Genomic DNA, 21227 nt, shown 5'->3' on the forward strand with positions numbered 1-21227 from the left:
CTCAGCTCAACGTCGGACCGAGCGGTGATCGCGAGAGGGGCCCTGGCCCTACTTCAGTGATGCGCCGCAACACTCCTGACGGTGTCGGTCAGCACATCACCGGACGCGGAATGGCTGGCGTCACCCAGACTGATGATGCCGACCATCCGCTTGCTCTTGTTGATCACCGGCAGCCTGCGGACCTGCAGCTTCTCCATATGATGCATCGCCTTCGCGAGGTCATCGTCCTCCCGGCAGCAATGGATGCCTTCGGTCATCACATCGCGCGCTGTCGCGCGGCCGGCATCGAAGTTGTGGCTTGCGAGCCCTTTGCAGACGATGTCGCGGTCGGTCACCATCCCGACCAGCTTGTCGTCCTCGCCAACCGGAATGCAGCCGATGTCGTGCGCCCGCATTAATTTGGCAAGTTCGGTGATAGGGGTGTCAGGGCTGACCCAGTCGACACCCTTGTGCATCACGTCTTTGACCTTCATGGCGAGTCTCCGTTCCTGGGTTTCAGGTGCGTTGATGCAATGCAGCAGCGCCCCCATTTTCTGAACTGTACAACCGATCGGGTGCGGTGTCGCAGGAGAAAGCATCACTCCTTGGCGATCCGGCAGACAAACGCCGACGCTGTCGCCGTCACCCTTCCCAACGATTTAACAGCGACGTCGCGAACCGCGTTCCCGCCCAGGATTGCAAAGGCATTGGGCGGTGCGCAAATTCCTCAGTCGTGCGCGCTAAAACGCCCGTGCGGTGCGTTGCTCGTCAGGCGCGCAAACTGCGCGTGACCCATATGAAGCAGCGTCTCATGATCGCCGGCTTCCATATAGATGTCCGGCTGTGCCTCGATGCTGTCGTCGACGATGATATCCAACCCGTAGCATTTGCCGACGGCAGGAACGGCACCGTGTGCACAGTCACTGAACAGCCGATTGATCTCGCTTGCATCGGCCATGTGGACATTGTCGCCGAGACTTGTCCTCAGGTCCGACAGGCGAAGGTGATGCGATGCGGGCAAGATGGCCAGCATGTATTCGCCGTTGCGCCGCAACACGATGCCTTTGGCGAGGCGGTCGCCCGAGATATGGCAGGTCTCAGCCGTTCGCGTGGACGTCATGCTGAGTTCGTGCGGGATCAGCTCGTATTGGATGTTTTCAGCGGCCAGGTATTTCTGGAGCGTGGGAGCAATGGCCATGACATCACCTCCGATGCAGGATGCAAACCATCCACCCCCGGCAGACTCTCGCCATAGGATGGGCGGCTGCCTATAGACCCAACACGGGTCTTCCATCCGCAATTATATACGGGTTCGCAATTTTATACAGGGTGGCGAACCAAGTTGCGCTATTTCACGATATGATGCGGTGCGGCGCGGCTTCGAGAGCGCCATGTTGCCTGACGACCGACTGGCAGCGCCGGCTGCTTCAGCCGACCTCGCCCCTTTGCGCTGCCGCGATGGCGGCGATGCAGGTTCTGGCAGCCCTGTCGTCGCCTCGAGGCGCTAATCCCGAATCGGGCGGGCGGGCGTCTCTCATTTCCGCTATAATGAAACCATGACGATCGGGATTACTGGACCCGGAGGCAAGATACCGAGGCAAAGTGCCATGGTCGGGTTGATTGTTGCGGCCGTCGTCATTGGGATTTGCCTCGTCCTGCTTGCGCTCGCGAGCGACCTCCTGGTCGGCTGGCTGTGGTTTGCCTCGATCGGTTATCTCCAGGTCTTTTGGACCACAATCGGCGCCGAAGCCGTCGTCTTTCTTGCAGTCTGGATCGGAACCACCGTCATCCTCTGGCTGAACGGATGGCTCGCGCTACGCTCTGCCCGACAGCGGCCGACGCAGTTCGTCGCCGCTCCGTCGTGGAGCGCCGCGGGCAACGCGCCGCCGGATCTGCTTGTGCTTGCGCGCGATCGATTGTCGTGGCCCTGGTTGATCACAGGCGTTGCGGCTTTGCTCGCTCTTCTTGTTGCGGCAGCCCAGGCCGGCAACTGGGGCGTCTTCCTGCGATTTGTCTATCAGGTGCCCTACGGCGCAGACGATCCGCTCTACAACAAGGACATCGGCTTCTACCTCTTCTCACTGCCCGCCTATATCCTCATCAAGAACTGGATGATCCTCGCGCTCGTTCTGAGCGGGCTTTTCGCCGCGGCGATCTACTGGGTGCACGGCGACATCGAATACGACGTTCACCGTCGATCAATATCGCCGACAGCGATCGCTCATGGTTCCGCTCTGCTTGGTTTTCTCTTCGCGGTAAAAGCCTGGTCCTGTGTTCTCGACTGCTATCTGCTGCTCTACGGCGACAATAGCGTCGTCGTCGGCGCAAGTTACACCGACGTGCATGTGGGGCTGCCGGCGTTGTGGCTAATGATCGGACTTTCGATCATCGCGGCGCTTACCGCCTGGGCGAACATCCGGGTTCGCACCTACCGGCTTCCGGCCGTGGCGATTGTGCTCGTCAGCGCCGGTACGTTCGTGCTGTCCGGCGTCGTCCCTGGGCTGTTCCGGCAGTTCTTCGTCAAACCAAGCGAGTTGGAGCTGGAGAAGCCCTACATTGAACACAACATCGCGCTCACCCGGCAGGCATACAATCTCGATCAGATCGCAGCCAGGCCGTTTACCGCCGAGCAGAAGCTTACCCCCGGGGCGCTCGAAGCCAACAAGGCGACAATTGAAAATATCAGGCTGTGGGACTGGCTGCCGCTGTCGGATACCTACGCGCAACTGCAGGAAATCCGCACCTACTACAAATTCCATGACCTCGACGTCGATCGTTACTGGCTCGATGGCTCCTACCAGAGCGTGATGCTCTCGGCCCGCGAACTGCGGTCCTCCCTGCTGCCGCCGAACGCCCAGACTTGGGTCAATCGCCACGTGCTGTTCACCCACGGCAATGGCGCGGTGATGAGTCCGGTCACACGCAAGAGCGCCGAAGGACTGCCGATCTTCTATCTGCGGAATATTCCTCCTGTCGCAGACGTCGGCCCCAGGATCGACGAGCCGCGCATCTACTTCGGCGAGCAGACCGACGACTACGTCGTCGTCAAGAGCAGCATCCCGGAGTTCGATTATCCGAAGGGGAAAGAGAACGCCTATGCGGCCTATGGCGGCACCGGTGGCATCTCGATCGGGGCAATGGCCACGCGAATGCTGTTTGCTTACTATTTCAACGATCCGAACCTGCTTCTCTCAGGCTACATTACGATCGACAGCCGGATCATGATCCGGCGCAATATCAAGGAGCGGGTGAGCACGATCGCGCCCTTCCTCAGGCTCGATCATGATCCTTATCTGGTCGTCAGCAGTGGGCGCATGTTCTGGATGCAGGACGCCTACACGACGAACGCCTATTTCCCGTATGCAGAGCCCGCACAGGGGCTCGATCTCAACTACATTCGCAATTCGGTGAAGGTTGTCATTGATGCTTATAATGGGACTGTCGACTTCTACCTTATTGATTCAGGCGACCCGATTGCAGCGACCTACCAGCGCATCTTTCCGAACTTGTTCAAGCCGTTCACGACGATGCCGCCGGACTTACGTAAGCACGTTCGCTATCCGGAAGACCTGTTCATGATTCAGGCCCGACTGTACCAAGCCTACCACATGGAGGCGGCCGACGTTTTTTACAACCGCGAGGATCTCTGGCAATTCCCGCGCCAGCCGGGCGGCGACGGCATCTCGACGATGACACCCTATTACATCATCATGCGCTTGCCCGGCGAACCGCAGGCCGAATTTTTCCTCATGCTTCCCATGGTACCGAGCCGCCGCGACAACATGATCGCGTGGCTCGCCGCGCGCTGCGACGCGCCCGACTATGGCAAATTGATTGTCTACGAATTCCCCAAGGAGAAGCTCGTCTACGGACCGTTCCAGATCGAGGCGCGGATCAATCAGAATACGGAGATCTCGCAACAGCTCACGCTGTGGAATCAGATGGGCTCGCGGGTGATCCGCGGTGCCAATTTGCTTGCGATTCCGATCGAGAACTCGATCCTTTACGTATCGCCGCTCTATCTGCGGGCACAGCAAGGACACCTGCCTGAGCTGAAACGCGTGATCGCAGCCTACGGTGAACATGTGGTGATGAAGGAGACGCTCGACGAGGCCTTGTCAGCGCTGTTCATCGAGCCTGGCGCGATGCGGCCGGTGTCTAGCTCGAAGGAGGAAATGCTTGTCACACGCCCGTCGGCAAGTCAGGCCCGGGAGGCGCTCGATCGCTACAATCAGGCCGTTGAACGATTGAAGTCCGGCGACTGGAAAGGCTTTGGCACGCGGTTCGACGCGATGCGCGAGCTTCTGGAGGACATGAGCCGGCACTCCACGGGCCATTAGCGCCGCGGCTCCTTTGGCGCCGGAAATGACGAACGCGACGCCGCGCTTGGGCTCTGCTCGAAATCATGGCGTGATTTCAATCGCATAAGAGTTCGCAGTTTTGTTCTGGGTGGCGCGCCATTTTCCCAAACACGTGCCCGTCTCATGTTTTCCGCATCACCGAAGTCGACCGCCTCCGCGACGCGTTCGACCGGTTCTGCAGTTGTCTCTATGTGGCCTCGCGCCAGATCGGCGCGGAGGCGTTCAACCATGCGCGCGGGTGTGGCGCCGGTCCGCGCCCGGAATGCGCGGCCGGCCGAACTGGCGGCGGCTCATGCCGGCCGCTTCCGCCAGATGCTCGAGTGTCAGTGCTTCGAATATGTGATCACAGGCATAGCCGAGGGCAGCGCAATACGGTCGTTCTCGGGTGCCAGATCGACCGAGGCTGCGAATTGTGATGTCCGCCATAGCGACGATGGTAGACGACGAGGTGCTGTGCAACGCACTTGGCGATGGCGAAACCATGGTCCTCCTCGATCAAGGCCAGCGCGAGATCGATTCCGGCCGTAGTGCCTGCCGAAGTTGATATGTTGGCGTCCCGACAGTAGATGCGATCCGCCTCGACCCGGATGGATGGATAGTCTCGCTGAAGGCGAGCCGCAAATCGCCAGTGCGTCGTCGCTCGACGTCCATCCAACAGCCCAGCTGCCGCGAGCGTGAATGCGCCCGTGCAGACGCGCGCCACGCGCCGTTAAAGCTGGATTAGCCGGGACGCTTCTCTCATCTTCGATTCGATAGCATCCCCTGAAGGATTTCCTCGATCGAATGTGGCGAGATGCCAAGCTCGGCAAATCCAGACATCTCCGGTGATGACACCGAGTCGATCCGCATCAGCTCCACTTGGTTACGCGTAAGGGGCAGGCCAGGGAGTATCTCGGAGGCCCAGGCCAGCGCGTGCCAAACGGCAAACGGGATTGGAATCAGGCGTGGCGAGAGGCCAGCCTGTTGCGCGATCGCTCTGAGCAGTTGCTCGTAGGAATAGCGGGTCGGGCCGCCGAACTCAAAGACCGTCGGGTGGGGCTCGGCTCGCTCGATGATTCGGACAACCGCCTCCGCAACATCTTCGACATGGGCCGGTTGCAATCTGGTGCGGCCGCGGCCGAACATTGGATAGATCGGAAGCCGACGAAGGAGCTTGAGGACGGTGCCGAGAAACGCGTCATCCGGTCCGAACATCACAGCTGGGCGGACGATAAACGCACCGGCGAATTCCGCGCGGACCGCCCGTTCACCTTCACCGCGCTTTCTGATGTAGAGGGATGGCGAGGCGGCGTCGGCCCCGATCCCCGAAACGTGAACAAGCCGCTCGACTCCCGCCCGGCGGGCCTGGGCTGCTACAATTTGGGCCGCCTCGACGTGAACAGAGTGAAATGTCTCCCCTCCGCGCTCGCGATAAAGGCTGACCGCGTTCACGGCGCCGTAGGCGCCGACCAACGCATTCGCGACGGATCGCTCGTCATGAACGTTGGCCGCTACGGATTGAAGTTGCACGTCCGGATGCCGTGACGCGATCCGGACGGGAAATTTATGACTGCACAGATGGCGAGCGATGCGGCTGCCGAGAAAGCCGGTTCCGCCGAACACAGTGATGGTGCGACCGTTCGTTGCTGCCTCCGGCTAGCGTTCGCGGCTCCACGGGAAGAGTGAGGCCGGGAAATCCGCCGCATAGCGGTGACCAATCGGCGGGCGCGGCTGTTCTTCCGGCGGGTTCGGGTCAGGCTCGATGACCTTCCGATAAAGATGCCAGGTGGCATGACCGAGCACCGGCAGAACGACGGCGAGACCGACGAAGAACGGTAGCGAACCGATCGCCAGCAGTGCCGCAACAACCAGACCCCATACCGCCATCTCAATTGGATTTTCCCTCACGGCCCGCAGCGACGTCCGGATTGCGTCGATCGCAGTCGCATGCCGGTCGAGCATCAGCGGAAACGACACGACACTGACGCACAGGGCCACGACGGCGAACAGGAAGCCGACGCCACAGCCGACGATGATAAGCGACCATCCTTCCGGCGTCGTCAAAACACGCGTTGCGAAGTCAGGGATGCTTGCAGCCGGGGCGTGGCCAAAGGTTGCAACGTAGATCGCGTTAGCGGCGCCGATCCACACCCCGAACAGAACCAGCAGGAGGATGCCGAGTTCGAGCATGGCGCCGAAAGACGGTGCGCGCAGCACCTGCATGGCATCCCAAGCCGCTGCTTCCTCTCCGCGCTCGCGGCGGCGGCTGAGCTCGTACAGGCCGAGCGCGGCAAAGGGACCGATCAGCGTAAAGCCCGCAGCCAGCGGAAACAGCAGCGGCAGCACCGAATAGCCGATGACAAGTCTAAATAGGACAATTCCGAGGACGGGATAAATCACGCAGAGGACGATGGCGTGAGATGGGATGGCGTTGAAGTCTTCCCAGCCCAGTCGCAACGCGTTGCCCAAATCGGAAAGGCTGATCTTGCGTACGACAAACGGGGTGGAGACGCCAAACACTTGCAGTCTGGGTCTTGCGAATACGGTGGTCATGGCGCCGGTCTCCTTGCTTCTGATCGCAGGGGAAATGGCGCGCCTTCAAGTCGCGCACATTCGCCTCATGCGCGAAAATCGCGATTGAGCCCGGCAAACCAGATTCAACGAGAAGGAGCTTTGCCGGACGACACCCGTCGCGACCGGTGCACCCAGCTTAGCGCGATGGGTGGAAGAAACAAGACAGCGCTTGCGGCTGGGTGAATTGTGCATCTGCACAGTTCGTTTTGTTGCGTTGCGTCACCAAGCGATCGCTGCCGGCCTCCACCGCCGGCTTGAAATGATGCCGGAGACCTCGCGGTGCGACACACTCCACTATTGACGCCCGGCTCGACGCGTACCATGTTGAATCCAACGCCCCCAGCTCCGTTGAGACTTGTGCGGTCGTAACGTGCACTCGGCGTCGCGACCGGTTGAATGGGCGAGGCAAGAGGCATGACGGCGGCGGATGTGATTCCGCCATCGCAGCAGACGTGAGCTCCGCCCTCTGGTTCGTATCCGCAGCCTTTAGCGGCAAGGATGCATGAGGGATGGCTGTAGCAATCATTCTGCTGTTGGTCGCAATCGCCTCGGTGCTGTTTCACATTTTCAGCCCGTGGTGGTGGACGCCGCTCGCCTCAAACTGGCGCTACATCGACGACACGATCACCCTGACATTCTGGATAACCGGGGCGGTTTTCTTCGCGGTCGTCGCGTTCATGGCCTATTGCGTCTTCCGCTTTCGACACACGGAGGGAAGGCGCGCAGCCTACAATCCCGAAAACAAGAAGCTCGAATGGTGGCTCAGCGTCGGTACTGCAATCGGCGTCGCAGCCATGCTGGCACCCGGCCTGGTCGTCTGGCACCAGTTCGTCACAGTGCCGGCCAATGCGACCGAGGTCGAGGTCATGGGACAGCAATGGCAATGGAGCTATCGGCTTCCCGGAAAGGACGGCCGGCTCGGGACTTCGGATGCCCGCTATGTCAGTGCCGAAAATCCCATGGGGTTGAATCCCGACGATCCCGCCGGCCAAGACGATGTCGTCATTCAAAATGACGACTTGCACCTGCCGCTCGGGAAACCGGTGAAGGTGTTGCTCCGCTCGATTGACGTCCTGCATGATTTCTATGTGCCCGAGTTTCGGGCGAAGATGGATATGATACCGGGCTCGGTCACATATTACTGGTTCACGCCCACGCGCACCGGAACATTCGAGGTTCTCTGCGCGGAACTCTGCGGTGCCGCGCACGCGCAGATGCGGAGCAAGGTCGTCGTAGAGGAAGAGAAAGACTATCACGCGTGGCTGGACAAGCAGCGGACGTTCGCCGAGCTTTCCGGGCAGCGGGATGTCGCGAAAGCGGCTTACACGAGAGAGAGCGAATGAAAACATCGGCGAGGAGCGCCGCATAGCAGAGGGCGAACTCTTCGTTGAAGAGAGAGACCAAGGAGGGGATTCCGATGGTCGATGTCCCGTTTGACACAGTCGCAGGCGTCCCGCCCGCCGAAGTGGGCGAGGTCGAGCTCTATCATCCGAGAAGCTGGTGGACGAGATACGTCTTTTCGCAGGACGCCAAGGTCATCGCCATCCAGTACTCGATCACGGCGATGTCCATTGGGATGGTTGCGCTGGTGCTGTCATGGCTGATGCGGCTGCAACTCGGATTCCCCGGCACGTTTTCGTTCATCGATCCGAACCAATATCTCCAGTTTATCACCATGCACGGCATGATCATGGTGATCTATCTTCTCACCGCGCTGTTCCTTGGTGGCTTCGGCAACTACCTTATCCCGCTGATGGTCGGCGCCCGGGACATGGTGTTTCCCTATGTGAACATGCTGAGCTACTGGGTCTACCTGCTCGCGGTCGTGGTGCTGGCCTCGACCTTTTTCGTACCCGGCGGGCCCACCGGCGCCGGCTGGACGCTGTACCCGCCGCAGGCGATTCTCTCCGGTACTCCCGGGCAGGATTGGGGCATCGTTCTCATGCTGGCCTCCCTGATCCTGTTCATCATCGGCTTCACCATGGGCGGGCTGAATTACGTAGTGACAGTGCTGCAGGCGCGCACGCGCGGCATGACGTTGATGCGTTTACCCTTGACGGTGTGGGGCATCTTCACGGCCACCGTCATGGCGCTGCTGGCCTTCCCGGCGCTGTTCGTCGCTTCGGTGATGTTGCTGCTCGACCGCCTGCTGGGAACCAGCTTCTTCATGCCGACGCTAGTCGAGATGGGCACGCTGACGAAATACGGGGGTGGCAGCCCGATCCTGTTCCAGCATCTGTTCTGGTTCTTCGGTCATCCCGAGGTCTACATCGTCGCCTTGCCGGCCTTCGGCATCATTTCCGATCTGATCAGCGTCCATGCCCGGAAGAACATCTTCGGCTATCGCATGATGGTCTGGGCGATCGTCGCGATTGGCGCCCTCAGCTTCGTCGTGTGGGCGCACCACATGTATGTGAGCGGCATGCACCCGTATTTCGGGTTCTTCTTCGCCACCACGACGCTCATCATCGCCATCCCGACTGCGATCAAGGTTTACAATTGGGTGCTGACCCTTTGGCGCGGCGACATTCATCTCACCATCCCGATGCTGTTCGCGCTGGCGTTCATCGTCACCTTCGTAAACGGCGGCCTGACTGGCCTGTTTCTCGGCAACGTGGTCGTAGACGTTCCGTTGTCCGACACGATGTTCGTTGTCGCTCATTTTCACATGGTGATGGGTATTGCGCCGATCATGGCGGTGTTCGGCGGAATCTATCATTGGTACCCGAAAGTCACCGGACGAATGCTCAATGAGGCGCTTGGACGATTCCACTTCTGGGTCTCGTTCCTCGGCGCCTATGCGATTTTCTTCCCCATGCACTATCTGGGCCTGTTGGGTATGCCCCGCCGCTATCACGACATCGGCGAAACGGCATTCGTTCCGGCATCCGCCCATGACCTCAATGCGTTCATGAGCGTCGCGGCCCTGATCGTCGGCTTCGCCCAGCTCGTGTTCCTGTTCAATCTGATCTGGAGCCTGTTCAAAGGAAAAGAGGCCGGCGGCAATCCCTGGGGCGCCGCGTCGCTGGAATGGCAAACGCCAGAGACCCCGCCGGGGCATGGCAACTGGGGCAAGGAGCTCCCGATCGTCCATCGCTGGGCCTACGATTACAGCGTCCCCGGCGCCGCCATGGATTTCGTGCCGCAAAATGAACCGCCGGCAGGATTGTCGGCGCAAGGGCCCCACGCATGAGCGCCATCATCCTGTTCATGGCTGGAATAGCCGCAATTGCGGGATGGTGGCTCTCGCAACAGCGGCTGGCAGCCAAGCCATGGCTGGAGGAAGGCGTGATGGTCGATCTTCGCGAGGAGAGTACCTCGTCCCTGCCGGCGGCGAAGCTCGGATTGGGCGTATTTCTCGCGGTCGTCGGCTCGCTATTCGCACTCTTCATCAGCGCCTACTCGATGCGCATGAACATGGTGGACTGGCGGACGCTGCCAGTGCCAGCGCTGTTGTGGTTCAACACCGGCGTCCTACTCTTGAGCAGTGTGGCACTGCAATGGGCGTATATGGCCGCGCGTCGCGACGACATCGACGGCATAAGCATCGGCCTGTGCGCGGGTGGAGCGTCCGCCATTACATTCCTTGTCGGGCAACTGCTGGCGTGGCGCCAGCTGAGTGGCGCCGGGTACTTCCTGGCGTCCAATCCAGCCAATTCGTTCTTCTACCTGATCACCGCTGTGCACGGGCTGCATCTGATGGGCGGTCTGGTGGCGCTCGGTAGAACGACTGCCAAGGTATTGCGTGGCGCCGAGGCGAGCCAAATTCGTCTGAGCGTGGAACTCTGCACTATCTACTGGCACTTCCTGCTGTTGGTCTGGCTGGTCCTGGCCGGCCTGCTGACGGGCTGGACAGACAATTTCGTCGACATCTGTCGCCAGTTGCTGAGCTAGGGAGGCAAGGACCAGATGGCAGAAACGGCGCTGATAAACAACGTAGAACCGCCGGCGCGGCCTGCAGGTTGGCGAGGCATCGCCGCCGATTGGTCCTCGGATCAGCGCGCCTTCAAGAACGTTTCCTGGGGGAAGGCCATGATGTGGATCTTCCTCCTCAGCGACACCTTCATCTTCAGTTGTTTCCTGTTGTCGTACATGACGGCGCGAATGTCCACGACCGTGCCGTGGCCCAATCCCAGCGAGGTCTTCGCCCTCACGATCGGGGAAAAGAAAATCCCGCTCATCCTGATTGCGATCATGACCTTCATCCTGATCAGCAGCAGCGGGACGATGGCGATGGCCGTCAACTTCGGTTATCGCCGCGACCGCGTGAAGACGGCGGGCTTGATGTTGGCCACAGCAGCATTCGGCGCAACGTTCGTCGGAATGCAAGCCTTTGAATGGACCAAGCTGATCGTGGAAGGCGTCCGGCCCTGGGGCAATCCCTGGGGTGCGGCGCAGTTTGGTTCGAGCTTCTTCATGATCACCGGCTTCCACGGCACCCATGTGACGATCGGCGTGATTTTCCTGATCGCCATTGCGCGAAAGGTTTTACGGGGAGACTTCGATGTCGAGAGGCGCGGTTTCTTTACGAGCAGAAAAGGGCATTACGAGATCGTCGAGATCACCGGCCTCTACTGGCACTTCGTCGATCTCGTGTGGGTGTTCATCTTTGCACTTTTTTATCTCTGGTGAGGTCGCAGCATGACAAACGTCGCGGTACATCTGGAAGCAAAGCAACACGCGCTGCAAGCTCACATGCATGACGCATCTGCATCAGGAGCCACGCACACAAAGGGCCAGCAGCATCCGATCAAGCTTTACCTCGTGGTCTGGGGATGGTTGTTCGTTCTCAGCACCTGCTCCTATCTCGTCGACTATTTTGGCCTCCACGGCCATCTCCGATGGTCGCTGATCCTGCTGTTCATGGTGTTGAAGGCTGGCCTGATCGTTGCGGTCTTCATGCACATGGCCTGGGAGCGGCTGGCTTTGGCCTACGCGATCCTGCTGCCGCCGGTGCTGGTGCTGGTCTTCGTGACGATCATGGTGCTCGAATCCGACTACACGCATCTGCTCCGGGTCTTGTTTTTCGCTTCAACGGCATAGCTAGCATTGCTTTCGTGCCAGAAGGAGGACGGCAATGACCACCTATGTCATGCTTGCAAATTGGACCGAGCAAGGCATCTAGAAGGCGAAGGACTCGCCACGCCGTCTGGACGCTGCGAAGAAGGCTCTCAAGGATATGAGCGGCGAGATCAAATCCTTCTTCCTGACCATGGGTGACTATGACATGGTCGTGATCCTGGAAGCCCCGGACGACGCGGTCGCGGCGCGTTTCAGCCTGCAGCTGGGGATGCAGGGAAACGTTCGGACGCGCACGTTGAAGGCGTTTCCCGAAGCCGCCTATCGGGAAATCATCAACTCGCTCGGCTAGTCGGCTCGGGGACTATCCCGGCCGGATGAAGTTCGCAAGGACGCGTAACGCGGACGATGTCGTCCTGGACGCAGAGGACGCGCTCGCGGCCACGGTGCGGCGCTCACTATTTCTGCCAGTTAGCGATATCGGCTGCCTGCTCGGTGCCTCCTTCGCGACCGTCGGCTCCAAAGGACGCCAGGTCGTAGGCTAGCCCATGCGTCCCCGGAGATGCATACTCATATGGCTTGCCCCAAGGATCGTTCGGAACCACGCTGCCTTTCAAGTAAGGCCCGTTCCAGCGTTCGACGTTGTTTGGCTTCTGCACGAGCACGGCCAATCCAACACCCGTCGCCGGATATGAGCCATTGTCGAGATAGTACAGGTCGAGCGCTTGCGCAAAGCTCTCGATCTGAATCCTGGCCGCTTTGGTTTTCGATTCCGACAGATGGTTGAGCACACGCGGGCCCACCAGACCGACGACGAGACCTATGATGGTAATCACGACGAGCATTTCGACGAGCGTGAAGCTGTCCTGCTCCAACAAAACACGCTGGGGAGCGGTTCGACCGATTAAAACTACGCTGATGCTGGCGCATTGCTCAACCTGGACTTGCTCTTCCTCTCGTATCGTCAAAACATCAAACGACCAAGATGGCGGGCTATCAGGGCGCGAGGTCGGGGAGTTAAGCTGCCCTCCGGTAAGAGAACAGCGCCTCCACAGTAGTGGGTCATCTCAAGCCTTGGCGTCCTTGATCTCATCGTGGTGAGACAGGCTCGAGACGTGGTTCGGAAACCGTGGGCACAACGAGAAGGATACGTATTGGACCGGTCCTTCGATCGACGGCCGGGTATCGCAAATCCCCGATCAAACTCTTGAAGGTGCGGACGGCTAAAGCGGGGCTGATGCAATCGTTCCTCACGGCGAACAGATGAGCCGCCGCAAGCACTGCCTTATTTTTGGCAAGCATCGCATTTCGGGGAACGACGACGCTCGCCATTGATCCCGGGCGCCATCGATTTCGATGGCCAGTGCCTTCAAATGCCTGCATCTCCGGCGCTACGGCTTCCGCTTCTGGCGCCTCAGACGTGGAAGAGCGGAAGGTGATCGGCATCAAGCGAACGCCACGATGGACCTTCAGAGACCGTGCTTGACCGCGCCGACCCTGAGCCAGGAGGAGTGCCGGTTTTGCGTTGCGGGAAGATTCCGGGCTTCATGCCTTCGTCTCAGATGTGCCTACGCTTACGTTCTTGACGTGCTATGCTAATTATAACAGCCAATAGGTGTGCCATGTCCGGTATTGCAGAATGGCTATCATCGATCGGTTTGGGAGAGTACGCTCAGCGCTTTGGCGAGAACGCCATTGACCTATCAGTTGTTGGGGATCTCACCGAGCAGGACCTGAAGGACCTCGGTGTCCTGCTCGGCCATCGCCGCAAGATGTTGCGTGCTATCACGGAGCTCAAGGGCGACATTGCGCGCACGCCTCAAGCGGGCGGCAAGGCGGCGCGGGACGGAGCCGAGCGGCGTCAACTCACGGTTATGTTTTGTGATCTGGTCGGCTCGTCGGCGCTCTCGGCCCGTCTTGATCCCGAAGATTTGCGAGGGGTTGTTGGCGCCTACCACAGCTGCATTGCGGAGGTGATCGCTCGGAATGAGGGTATCATCGCGCGATACATGGGCGACGGAGTGCTCGCCTATTTCGGTTATCCACATGCCCACGAGGATGATGCCGAGCAAGCGGCGCGCGCCGGGCTGGCGCTGGTCGATGCCGTGGCCAACCTCCAGACATTCCCGTCCACGCAACTTCGAGTCCGCGTCGGGATTGCTACCGGGATGGTGGTCGTAGGCGATTTGACGGGAGAAGGTGCGGCGAAAGAGCAGGCGGTTATTGGCGAAACACCAAATTTAGCTGCGCGCTTGCAGACGCTCGCCGATTCGGGCGCCGTCCTGATCTGCGAGAGTACTCACCGGCTAACCGAAGGACATTTTGAATTCCGGAATCTTGGCCCGGTCATCCTGAAAGGTTGGGCGGAGCCAACACAAGCATGGCAGGTGCTGGGCACTACCGGCATCGACAGCCGCTTCGAGGCCCAGCACAAAACTCAGTTGACGCAGCCAATTGGACGCGAGGAGGAGATCGAGTTGCTGTTGCGTCGCTGGCAGCGCGCCATGAGCGGCGAGGGTTGCGCAGTAATGCTTACCGGAGAGGCGGGCATCGGTAAATCGCATATCGCCTTGGCGCTCGACGAGCGGCTGCAAGGAGAGGAGCACATCACGGTGCGCCAATTCTGCTCGGCGCATCATACTAATAGTGCGTTGTACCCGTTTATCCGGCAACTCGAACGAGCCGCCCGGTTCGAGCGGAGTGATTCGCCGACGGCTAAATTCGCCAAGCTTGAGGTCCTGCTCGGTCGATCCGGAGCTGACGCAGATCGCGTAGTGCCTCTGGCCAATCTTTTGTCCTTGCCACTCGGTGAGCGTTACCGACTGCAGGAGCTGAGCCCGCAAAAGCGCAAAGAAATGACATTAGGGGCGCTATTGGCTCAGCTGAAAAGCCTGGCAGCACTGCAACCAGTGTTCGTCATTGTTGAGGATGTCCATTGGGCGGATCCGACTTCTCTCGAGCTCCTGACGATGACCTTGGAACAAGTACCGCGGCTTCGGGTGCTGCTGCTCATCACCGCGAGACCGGAATTCACGCCGCCTTGGCCTGGTCATGCGCATGTTACGACGCTCTCTTTGACGCGACTTAACCGTCGCAACGGAGCGGCGTTGATCGAGCGGGTCACCGCCGGCAAGGCGCTCCCGAAGGAGGTTTTGGATCAGATACTCGCCCGCACTGATGGCGTGCCTCTGTTCGTAGAGGAGCTGACCAAGACCGTGCTCGAAACCGGGTTCTTGCAAGAGCAGGACGATCATTACACCCTAAGCCGCCCTCTGCCAGCGATGGCGATTCCGACCACGTTACAGGCATCGCTAATGGCCAGACTCGATCGATTGGCCCCGGTAAGGGAGGTAGCTCAGGTCGGCGCCGTGGTGGGTCGCGAGTTTTCGTACGAACTGCTGAGCACGGTGGCCGGGTTGCCAAGAGAGAGACTGGAGGAGGCTCTTGCCCAGTTGGTCCGATCGGAGTTGATCTTCCGCCGCGGCGAGTTACCGCAGGCGGTGTATACCTTCAAGCATGCACTTGTGCGGGACGCTGCCTATTCAGGGCTCCTGAAGAGCCGACGCGCAGCGCTGCATGCCACGATCGCGCAGGCCTTCGAGCAACGGTTCCCGGAAATTGTGGATGCTCAGCCCGAAACGCTCGCGCACCATCTCACTGAGGCCGGACTGTTCGAAAAAGCGGAGGCATACTGGTTGCAAGCCGGCAAGAAGGCAGCCACGCGCTCCGCCAATCTTGAGGCCATTGCGCACTTGCAACGAGGGATCGAGGCCACGAGCCATCGGCCCGATGACGCACGAAACGACAGGCTTGAACTTGACCTCCAGTTCGCTTTAGGCCCCTGCCTGATCGCTACCCAAGGGCCGGCCTCCAACAAGGCGATGGCTACCTTTACCCGCGCGCGAGAGCTGTGCGAGCGCCTGCGAGATCCTCCCGAGCAACTTCAGGTCATGTTCTGGCTAACCACTGCGAGCGTCATTCGCGGTGAGCTGCCGCTGGCCCAGGAAACGATCGCCGCTTTGCTTCATCTCTCCCAAACGCGCGGCGACCGGCCAGCCTTGCTCAATGCGATGCGCGGGCAGGCGATGATCCGCCTGTTCATGGGACAGATCACCGGAGCCCAGGAAGCGATCGAACGGGCTTTCGAAGCCTTCGAGGCGAGCAGCGAGGAGGATAGACTGGCAGCGCGTGTGGCCGGCCAGGATGCCGGCGTGGCCGACCTTGCGCTGATGTCGTGGCCACTGTGGCTACTTGGCCGCGACGATACGGCCATTATGCGAATGGACGCTGCAATTCAGCGCGCGGATGCCATTGGCCATCCGCATTCGCAGGCATACGCTTTTTATTATGCCTGCATTCTCCAAGCTCTCCGCGGCGAATTCCTGATAGCGCAAAGTTATGCCGAGCGCTGTATCGCCTTATCAGAGGAGCATGGATTCCGGCAGTGGCGTTTGGCCCGCGCCGTTCGCGGCATATGCATGGCATCGCTCGATCCCTCACCCAACGCGCTCGGAGAAATCCGTCCTGCGTTGGACGAGTATCGTCACGCAGGTTATCAGTTGGCCATTACCGCGCTCTTGGTACTTTTGTGTCAGCGCCTGTTGATTGATCGAGACTACGAGCCCGCGCTGGAGTTGATCGAGTCGGGCCTCGCTATAAGTACCCGCAACAGCGAACGAATTTTGGAAGCCGAGTTGTACCGACTCAAAGCACGGGTGCTAATAGGCCGCGGCGGACCAGATGTCGAGGCTGTGGCACAGTCACTGATCGAACAGGCATTGGCCATGGCAAGGGGGCAACGCGCCAAGGCCCTTGAGCTTCGGGCCGCGACAGACCTTGCCGCGCTATGCATCGATCAGCAACAACGCGAGCAGGCGCTCGATTTACTTGCGCCGATCTATGACTCCTTCACCGAGGGCTTCGACACGAGAGATATGAAGCAGGCGAAGGCGCTGCTCGACAAGCTGCGGTGACTATCGCAAAACGCCGGTTCGTTGCGTCAGGCCCGGATGATTGGCCTCAAATCATTATCCGAGGTCGAGGATTTCCGTTCGGAAGACTTCCGCCCTTCCAATGATGCTCGAGCCTTTATGCAGCGGCTCGCTTCAGCTCCTTGTGATATTCGCACACGCTTTGCCAAGCTGACCCCTCTGGCTTCTCGTTGATGAAATGCGGCCCGTTGTGCGCAGGTCGCGCCTCATGCTTTCCGAATGCCTCGAGCGCCTGCTCCGCAGCGGCCTTTCCCAGCTTGCGTCCATTATCGAGATTGCTGTGATTCCATTTGAAATTGATGTGACCCGGAACGTGAATCTCTATGATCTTGAGTTTCTTGTCCCTTGCCTCCTCCTGTTTCGATTTTTTGTCACACCGGATGTGGTATTTGAAAAGCTTGACGTCATCTTCGCCAACCGTCGAGGCGAACAATTGGCAAAGATTTGCCAGCGCGTCATGAAGATTCTCCGGCTTGCGGATTTGCTTTGAATCGACAATCCGGCTCACCCATATCTCTTCCAGCTCCGGGTGCTCCTCCAGCAAACTTTCGAAGTTGACGGTATCGACAAGCGCCCCTTCGCAGTAGGTCACTCCGCCAATCTCTACGGTACCTTCGACGAAGGGAAGAGCTGAACACGCACACAAGGTGCTTGCGTCGATAGGGCCCTCAAACATAAACTTTCCGCTCGCCCTTTTCATGGGACGATTGGAAAATAATGCGAGCTTCTGCTGATCAAGGTTCCAGGCGTTATGGAAGATTACTGGTTTTCCAGGCTTTTTCAGCTGTTCGAAATCTATCCCCTTCATGAACTCGCTATCTGGATAGTTGATCCTTGACAGGCCGTTGACTTTGGAAAGGTACATTAAGGACGTCAAATAACGGATGAAGGGATTGGTTGCCATCGCTTGATTGAGAATCCATCTATTGAAATCCCCTTCATCCAATCTTGTGAACTTCTTTTTTCTGTCTCTGTCAGGCAGCTGATTGAACAAAATCTCCATCGAGTCCTGGAAGACGTCCATCATCCGGTATGGATCCCATAGGAAGTCCTTATAGTTGTCGGAATCGCTGACGAAGTTGTTCAGCGCCTTTATGTTGCTGCGCCAATCCGGACCGAAGACTGTGTTTATGGGAAAACGCTTATAGCTTTCGTCGTCCCGAAAGACGCCATTCCTGAAGAATTGGTGAGTCTTTTCGACTTTGTCTTCATGATCGTCCCATTGGTTGTAGACGATCCCGACCCATGCGCCGATGCAGGACAGTGCCCAGACATCGAACGTTATGTTGTGTGCGGTGAGAGCTTCCAGAACCCCGATGTGCAGCCCTGCCGCCGGTCCACCACCCCCGAGCGTTATTGCTCTCTTCGCCATGGCATCCTCCGTTGACTCTTGTGTGGTTATGCTCCGATCGAATTTCACTGCCGCGGAAGACTAGTAGTTTTCATGCCTATTGAAAAGCGTTCGGACTCTCTGTTGGCCGGACTTTGGCAGAACGATGCGCGGGAGCCGTGGTGGTTGATCCGAGACCCCGAGCGACGCGAGTTAGACGTCGCGGCAGGGGATCGCTAAGCTCTCGCAGATAGAAGCGAACGCTTTCGTTGTGTCGGTGTCCTCGAAACAGAATCGGGTCCCGGAGTCCGCACGTTCTACCCACCAGTCGATCTTCCTTCCTTTTGATATCCGGGCCGCCTCTGAGCGGAGCTGATCCAACTGTCGTCCATAGGCCCGAACTATTACGCAATCTGGCTTAGTCATTAATCAATGTTCTTTCCGCAAAAAAAAACGCATAAGCGCTGATCGCGCCACCTTATGAAGATGCGCTCCGATCAAGAGCCTAGCGTCGAGACTGTTCATCTACCTCGCGCGCGGCCAAGGTAAGCTCTATTTCGGTGAGCTGTTCCAACAAACGATGCACGATGTCGACGCAGTCTGATGACGGTATGGATCTCACGCCTCGTGCGTTAAGCTCCGCTTCGAGGAGCTTCGCCAGTACAAATTTGACACCCATTGGATTCCTAAAATGCGGGCCGGGATGAAAACCCAATACTGCACCATTTGGGAAAAAGTTGCAATTGGAGGTAGATCACAGAGCCGCAATTCAATACCCTCGGGCGGAGATACAAGCCTGCGAAGGCACATCGCATCTAGGGGGATTCGTAGATCCGGCCTGAGCGAGAGGCCCTGCGGTTCACGCCATCGGCGCGGTTATCCGCTAGTGGATCGAGACCGGTGCGGAGCGACTGGCCTCCTCACGTCATTGGTTCGCCGACAGGCTACCAATCGTCAGTGCGTCCCTTCGCTCTATGTCTCTGAGGAGCGGAGAAAGTCGCTTGCATGGTCATATTGTGCGCTGCCATCTACGATCTGCTGGGCGCGCGGGCCAAGTAGGGCGCCAACGATTTCGGGACCGAGCAGTTCAAGCGCGGTCTGCCCATAGCTGAAGCAAATTCGCGGGAATGTCTTTCATAGATTCCAAACAGGTTCAGTAAGCGATGTTCGCCATCGTGGTTGTGGTCCTGATGCGCCTTCGCTGCATAAAAAGCAAACAAGCCACGAAAAGCTTCACGGGAAACGATAGGTTTGCCATCGCAATGTCCCCCAATAAAAAGCGAGCCATCTAATTCACGAAATTTGGAGTTCTCGTGGAATAAAAGCTACTGGTATTTAGTCGCTCGGCTTTGAAGAATCGGTCAGCAAAGCTGTCTTGACTAATGCAGCCGCCGTGACAGCCAGGCGCCATCGCCGGGGCTACGGTTCTTCACCTTTCAATGTCTGTTCCTATAATGCTTTAATGTCTCTGCCGTACCGCCGCACCGCCAGTGACAACCTGGTAAGGAGGGCTGTCAAAGAGCCCTGAGGGACCCGACAGAGCTGAGGCTGAGGACTACCTGGACCGTTCTGTGGTCTGCAAACACGCTCAGTCTCCCTTCTAAATAGGTATGAGCGTCGCCCTGCGTGCGCCTGCAAGCATCCGGAGTTTATTCCGATCTACTGCTTGAGTGAGCACAGGTGGTCACGAGCAGCATGGTCCGGGTGCATTGCCAATCGGTTCCCAACATCGGTTCATAGACTCCACGAGGAGTACCGATCGCCATAGTAGTACCAGCCGCCATCAAAACAACGGCGGTCAGCGCGAGCATTCGATAGGTTGCCAATTTCCACTTCATTGCGCTTCCCTCCAGTGGAAGCGTACACGCTACGCTCGGTGATACTTGCCGCTTGTGAACTACTTCACACAATGCGCATCACAGCCGTGTGCAGGAGGCGCGCCAGCGTGAACTGAAGGGCCTCTGATCGTGCCGGCAATCAGATCAGTTCATCGGCTGCCCCTTTGCACAACAATCACAGTTCGCCGAAGACCTCACTGACCTTCATCTTGATCGGCAAAAGTGGGTCTCCTCAGAAAGCGGAGCGGCGGACGCCATCGCCGGCGCTGCGGTACGGGGACATGGTGGTTATCGCGACGGGCAAGCCGCGGCGCTGCCGCCGGTTCCCTCATCGATGAGGTTGCGTCAGGTGAGATCTGGCAAGCGCCGTCCTGAACGCTATGGATCGGCTACCGAGCTGGCTTCCAGCCGAGAGCTTCGCGACCGCAAATCGCGTAGTTATCTGAGCCGCTAACGGCCAGGCCGAGTGCCTACTGCCATTTTGCGATCGGCCCAGCTCTTAACATCGCCGACGGTCGTCGCCTTGAGGAACGCGTTCGCCTTGACCAGCTTTTCGCGTGTGGTTCGACCCGTTATGTCAGCGGCGGCCATAACTGAAGCAGCATCGGCAGTTTCTGCGCCGGAAAATAGCGCCACGGCTCCCGCCGGTCCCGCGAAATGGGCGAGGTAGAGAGAACCGGGCGTGGCCGGCAGACTGCGCTTGGTCAGCATCGCGGCATGTTGCTCGACCAGCCGTGCGGCAACGTCGCGCGTAAGCTCGGCATCTCCGCGCAAGTCCAAGACTTCCTTGTCGCTGCGGCCCTTGATCAGATCGCGTCGGTGCCTTCGAACGGCTTCGAGCCACGTATCATCGAGAAACTGGGCGGCGCCGGCGGCGCTCGACCGCTTGTTCCTTGCATTCGGGTCACCGTTGGACTCGGCTATGATAATGCGCTCGACCAATGCCTTCGCAGCCGCTCTGTCGATCGATTTCCCCTTCAATTGAGCATCGCGAAACAGGACGAAACTTGCGACGAAAGCCAGGCCGATTGCCAGTCCAACAACGAGCGTGATGAATTCCGCGGACAACCACTTCCGCGCGGCGACAACGGATCCACGCTCGTCGGGGCGAGGCGGTCGGATTTCCTCGTCGCGGCGTATTTGCTCTGACACATGC

General features: G+C 59.0%; 16 protein-coding genes and 1 pseudogene. 8 read left to right on the forward strand and 9 right to left on the reverse strand.

Annotated elements, in window-relative coordinates; translation table 11 throughout:
- Positions 1–53 precede the first annotated feature (53 nt).
- A complete protein-coding gene (locus tag BRA1253DRAFT_RS31770; protein WP_007601143.1) occupies positions 54–473 on the reverse strand; it encodes a CBS domain-containing protein in 420 nt (139 codons plus the stop codon).
- A gap of 233 nt (positions 474–706) precedes the next feature.
- Entirely contained in the window at positions 707–1177 is a 471-nt protein-coding gene (locus tag BRA1253DRAFT_RS31775) for an aminoacyl-tRNA deacylase (RefSeq protein ID WP_007601145.1), read from the reverse strand.
- A gap of 409 nt (positions 1178–1586) precedes the next feature.
- On the opposite strand from BRA1253DRAFT_RS31775, the gene BRA1253DRAFT_RS31780 reads away from it, so the two are divergent.
- Positions 1587–4319 (forward strand): UPF0182 family protein, encoded by a 2733-nt coding sequence (locus tag BRA1253DRAFT_RS31780; RefSeq protein WP_007601147.1) that lies wholly within the window; start codon positions 1587–1589, stop codon positions 4317–4319.
- On the opposite strand, the gene BRA1253DRAFT_RS46330 is transcribed toward BRA1253DRAFT_RS31780, so the two are convergent.
- The 4 genes from BRA1253DRAFT_RS46330 to BRA1253DRAFT_RS31790 form a co-directional block, all read right to left on the reverse strand.
- On the reverse strand, positions 4316–4570 hold the full coding sequence (locus BRA1253DRAFT_RS46330; RefSeq protein WP_198288325.1) for a hypothetical protein: 255 nt from the start codon (positions 4568–4570) through the stop codon (positions 4316–4318). The genes BRA1253DRAFT_RS31780 and BRA1253DRAFT_RS46330 overlap by 4 nt on opposite strands.
- A gap of 113 nt (positions 4571–4683) precedes the next feature.
- Complete coding sequence (locus BRA1253DRAFT_RS44685; RefSeq protein ID WP_219684596.1) at positions 4684–5043, reverse strand: DJ-1/PfpI family protein; 360 nt, start codon at positions 5041–5043, stop codon at positions 4684–4686.
- Between the two features lie 35 nt (positions 5044–5078).
- Entirely contained in the window at positions 5079–5942 is an 864-nt protein-coding gene (locus tag BRA1253DRAFT_RS31785) for a complex I NDUFA9 subunit family protein (RefSeq protein WP_007601150.1), read from the reverse strand.
- A 33-nt stretch (positions 5943–5975) separates the two neighbouring features.
- Positions 5976–6872: a DUF2189 domain-containing protein gene (locus tag BRA1253DRAFT_RS31790; protein ID WP_007601152.1), complete on the reverse strand. Its 897-nt coding sequence runs from the start codon at positions 6870–6872 to the stop codon at positions 5976–5978.
- 530 nt (positions 6873–7402) lie between these two features.
- On the opposite strand from BRA1253DRAFT_RS31790, the gene coxB reads away from it, so the two are divergent.
- The 6 genes and pseudogenes from coxB (at position 7403) to BRA1253DRAFT_RS31820 (ending at position 12264) form a co-directional block, all read left to right on the forward strand.
- A complete protein-coding gene (gene coxB, locus BRA1253DRAFT_RS31795) occupies positions 7403–8236 on the forward strand; it encodes a cytochrome c oxidase subunit II (protein ID WP_007601153.1) in 834 nt (277 codons plus the stop codon).
- A gap of 74 nt (positions 8237–8310) precedes the next feature.
- The gene (gene ctaD, locus BRA1253DRAFT_RS31800) at positions 8311–10086 is read left to right on the forward strand and encodes a cytochrome c oxidase subunit I (protein WP_007601154.1); all 1776 of its coding nucleotides are present in this window, start codon (positions 8311–8313) and stop codon (positions 10084–10086) included.
- Complete coding sequence (locus tag BRA1253DRAFT_RS31805) at positions 10083–10787, forward strand: cytochrome c oxidase subunit 3 (protein ID WP_007601155.1); 705 nt, start codon at positions 10083–10085, stop codon at positions 10785–10787. Before ctaD ends, BRA1253DRAFT_RS31805 begins: the two co-directional genes overlap by 4 nt.
- Positions 10788–10802: 15 nt before the next feature.
- Complete coding sequence (locus tag BRA1253DRAFT_RS31810; RefSeq protein ID WP_007601156.1) at positions 10803–11525, forward strand: heme-copper oxidase subunit III family protein; 723 nt, start codon at positions 10803–10805, stop codon at positions 11523–11525.
- Between the two features lie 9 nt (positions 11526–11534).
- A complete protein-coding gene (locus tag BRA1253DRAFT_RS31815) occupies positions 11535–11936 on the forward strand; it encodes a cytochrome C oxidase subunit IV family protein (RefSeq protein WP_007601157.1) in 402 nt (133 codons plus the stop codon).
- A gap of 34 nt (positions 11937–11970) precedes the next feature.
- Positions 11971–12264: pseudogene (locus BRA1253DRAFT_RS31820) on the forward strand (GYD domain-containing protein).
- A gap of 106 nt (positions 12265–12370) precedes the next feature.
- Here the strand turns inward: BRA1253DRAFT_RS31820 and gspG are convergent.
- Positions 12371–12787 carry a type II secretion system major pseudopilin GspG gene (gene gspG, locus BRA1253DRAFT_RS31825; RefSeq protein ID WP_256375810.1) on the reverse strand — a complete coding sequence of 139 codons (417 nt, stop codon included), beginning with the start codon at positions 12785–12787 and terminating at the stop codon, positions 12371–12373.
- A 747-nt stretch (positions 12788–13534) separates the two neighbouring features.
- Between gspG and BRA1253DRAFT_RS31830 the strand changes: the two genes are divergently transcribed.
- Positions 13535–16885, forward strand: coding sequence for an AAA family ATPase (locus BRA1253DRAFT_RS31830; protein ID WP_007601159.1), 3351 nt, complete (start codon positions 13535–13537; stop codon positions 16883–16885).
- A gap of 115 nt (positions 16886–17000) precedes the next feature.
- Here the strand turns inward: BRA1253DRAFT_RS31830 and BRA1253DRAFT_RS31835 are convergent, their stop codons facing one another.
- Complete coding sequence (locus tag BRA1253DRAFT_RS31835) at positions 17001–18275, reverse strand: patatin-like phospholipase family protein (protein WP_007601160.1); 1275 nt, start codon at positions 18273–18275, stop codon at positions 17001–17003.
- Positions 18276–20521: 2246 nt separating this feature from the next.
- Entirely contained in the window at positions 20522–21139 is a 618-nt protein-coding gene (locus BRA1253DRAFT_RS31845; protein WP_157158655.1) for a lytic transglycosylase domain-containing protein, read from the reverse strand.
- Positions 21140–21227 lie beyond the last annotated feature (88 nt).

The organism is Bradyrhizobium sp. WSM1253 (genome assembly GCF_000244935.1).
Lineage (GTDB): Bacteria > Pseudomonadota > Alphaproteobacteria > Rhizobiales > Xanthobacteraceae > Bradyrhizobium > Bradyrhizobium canariense.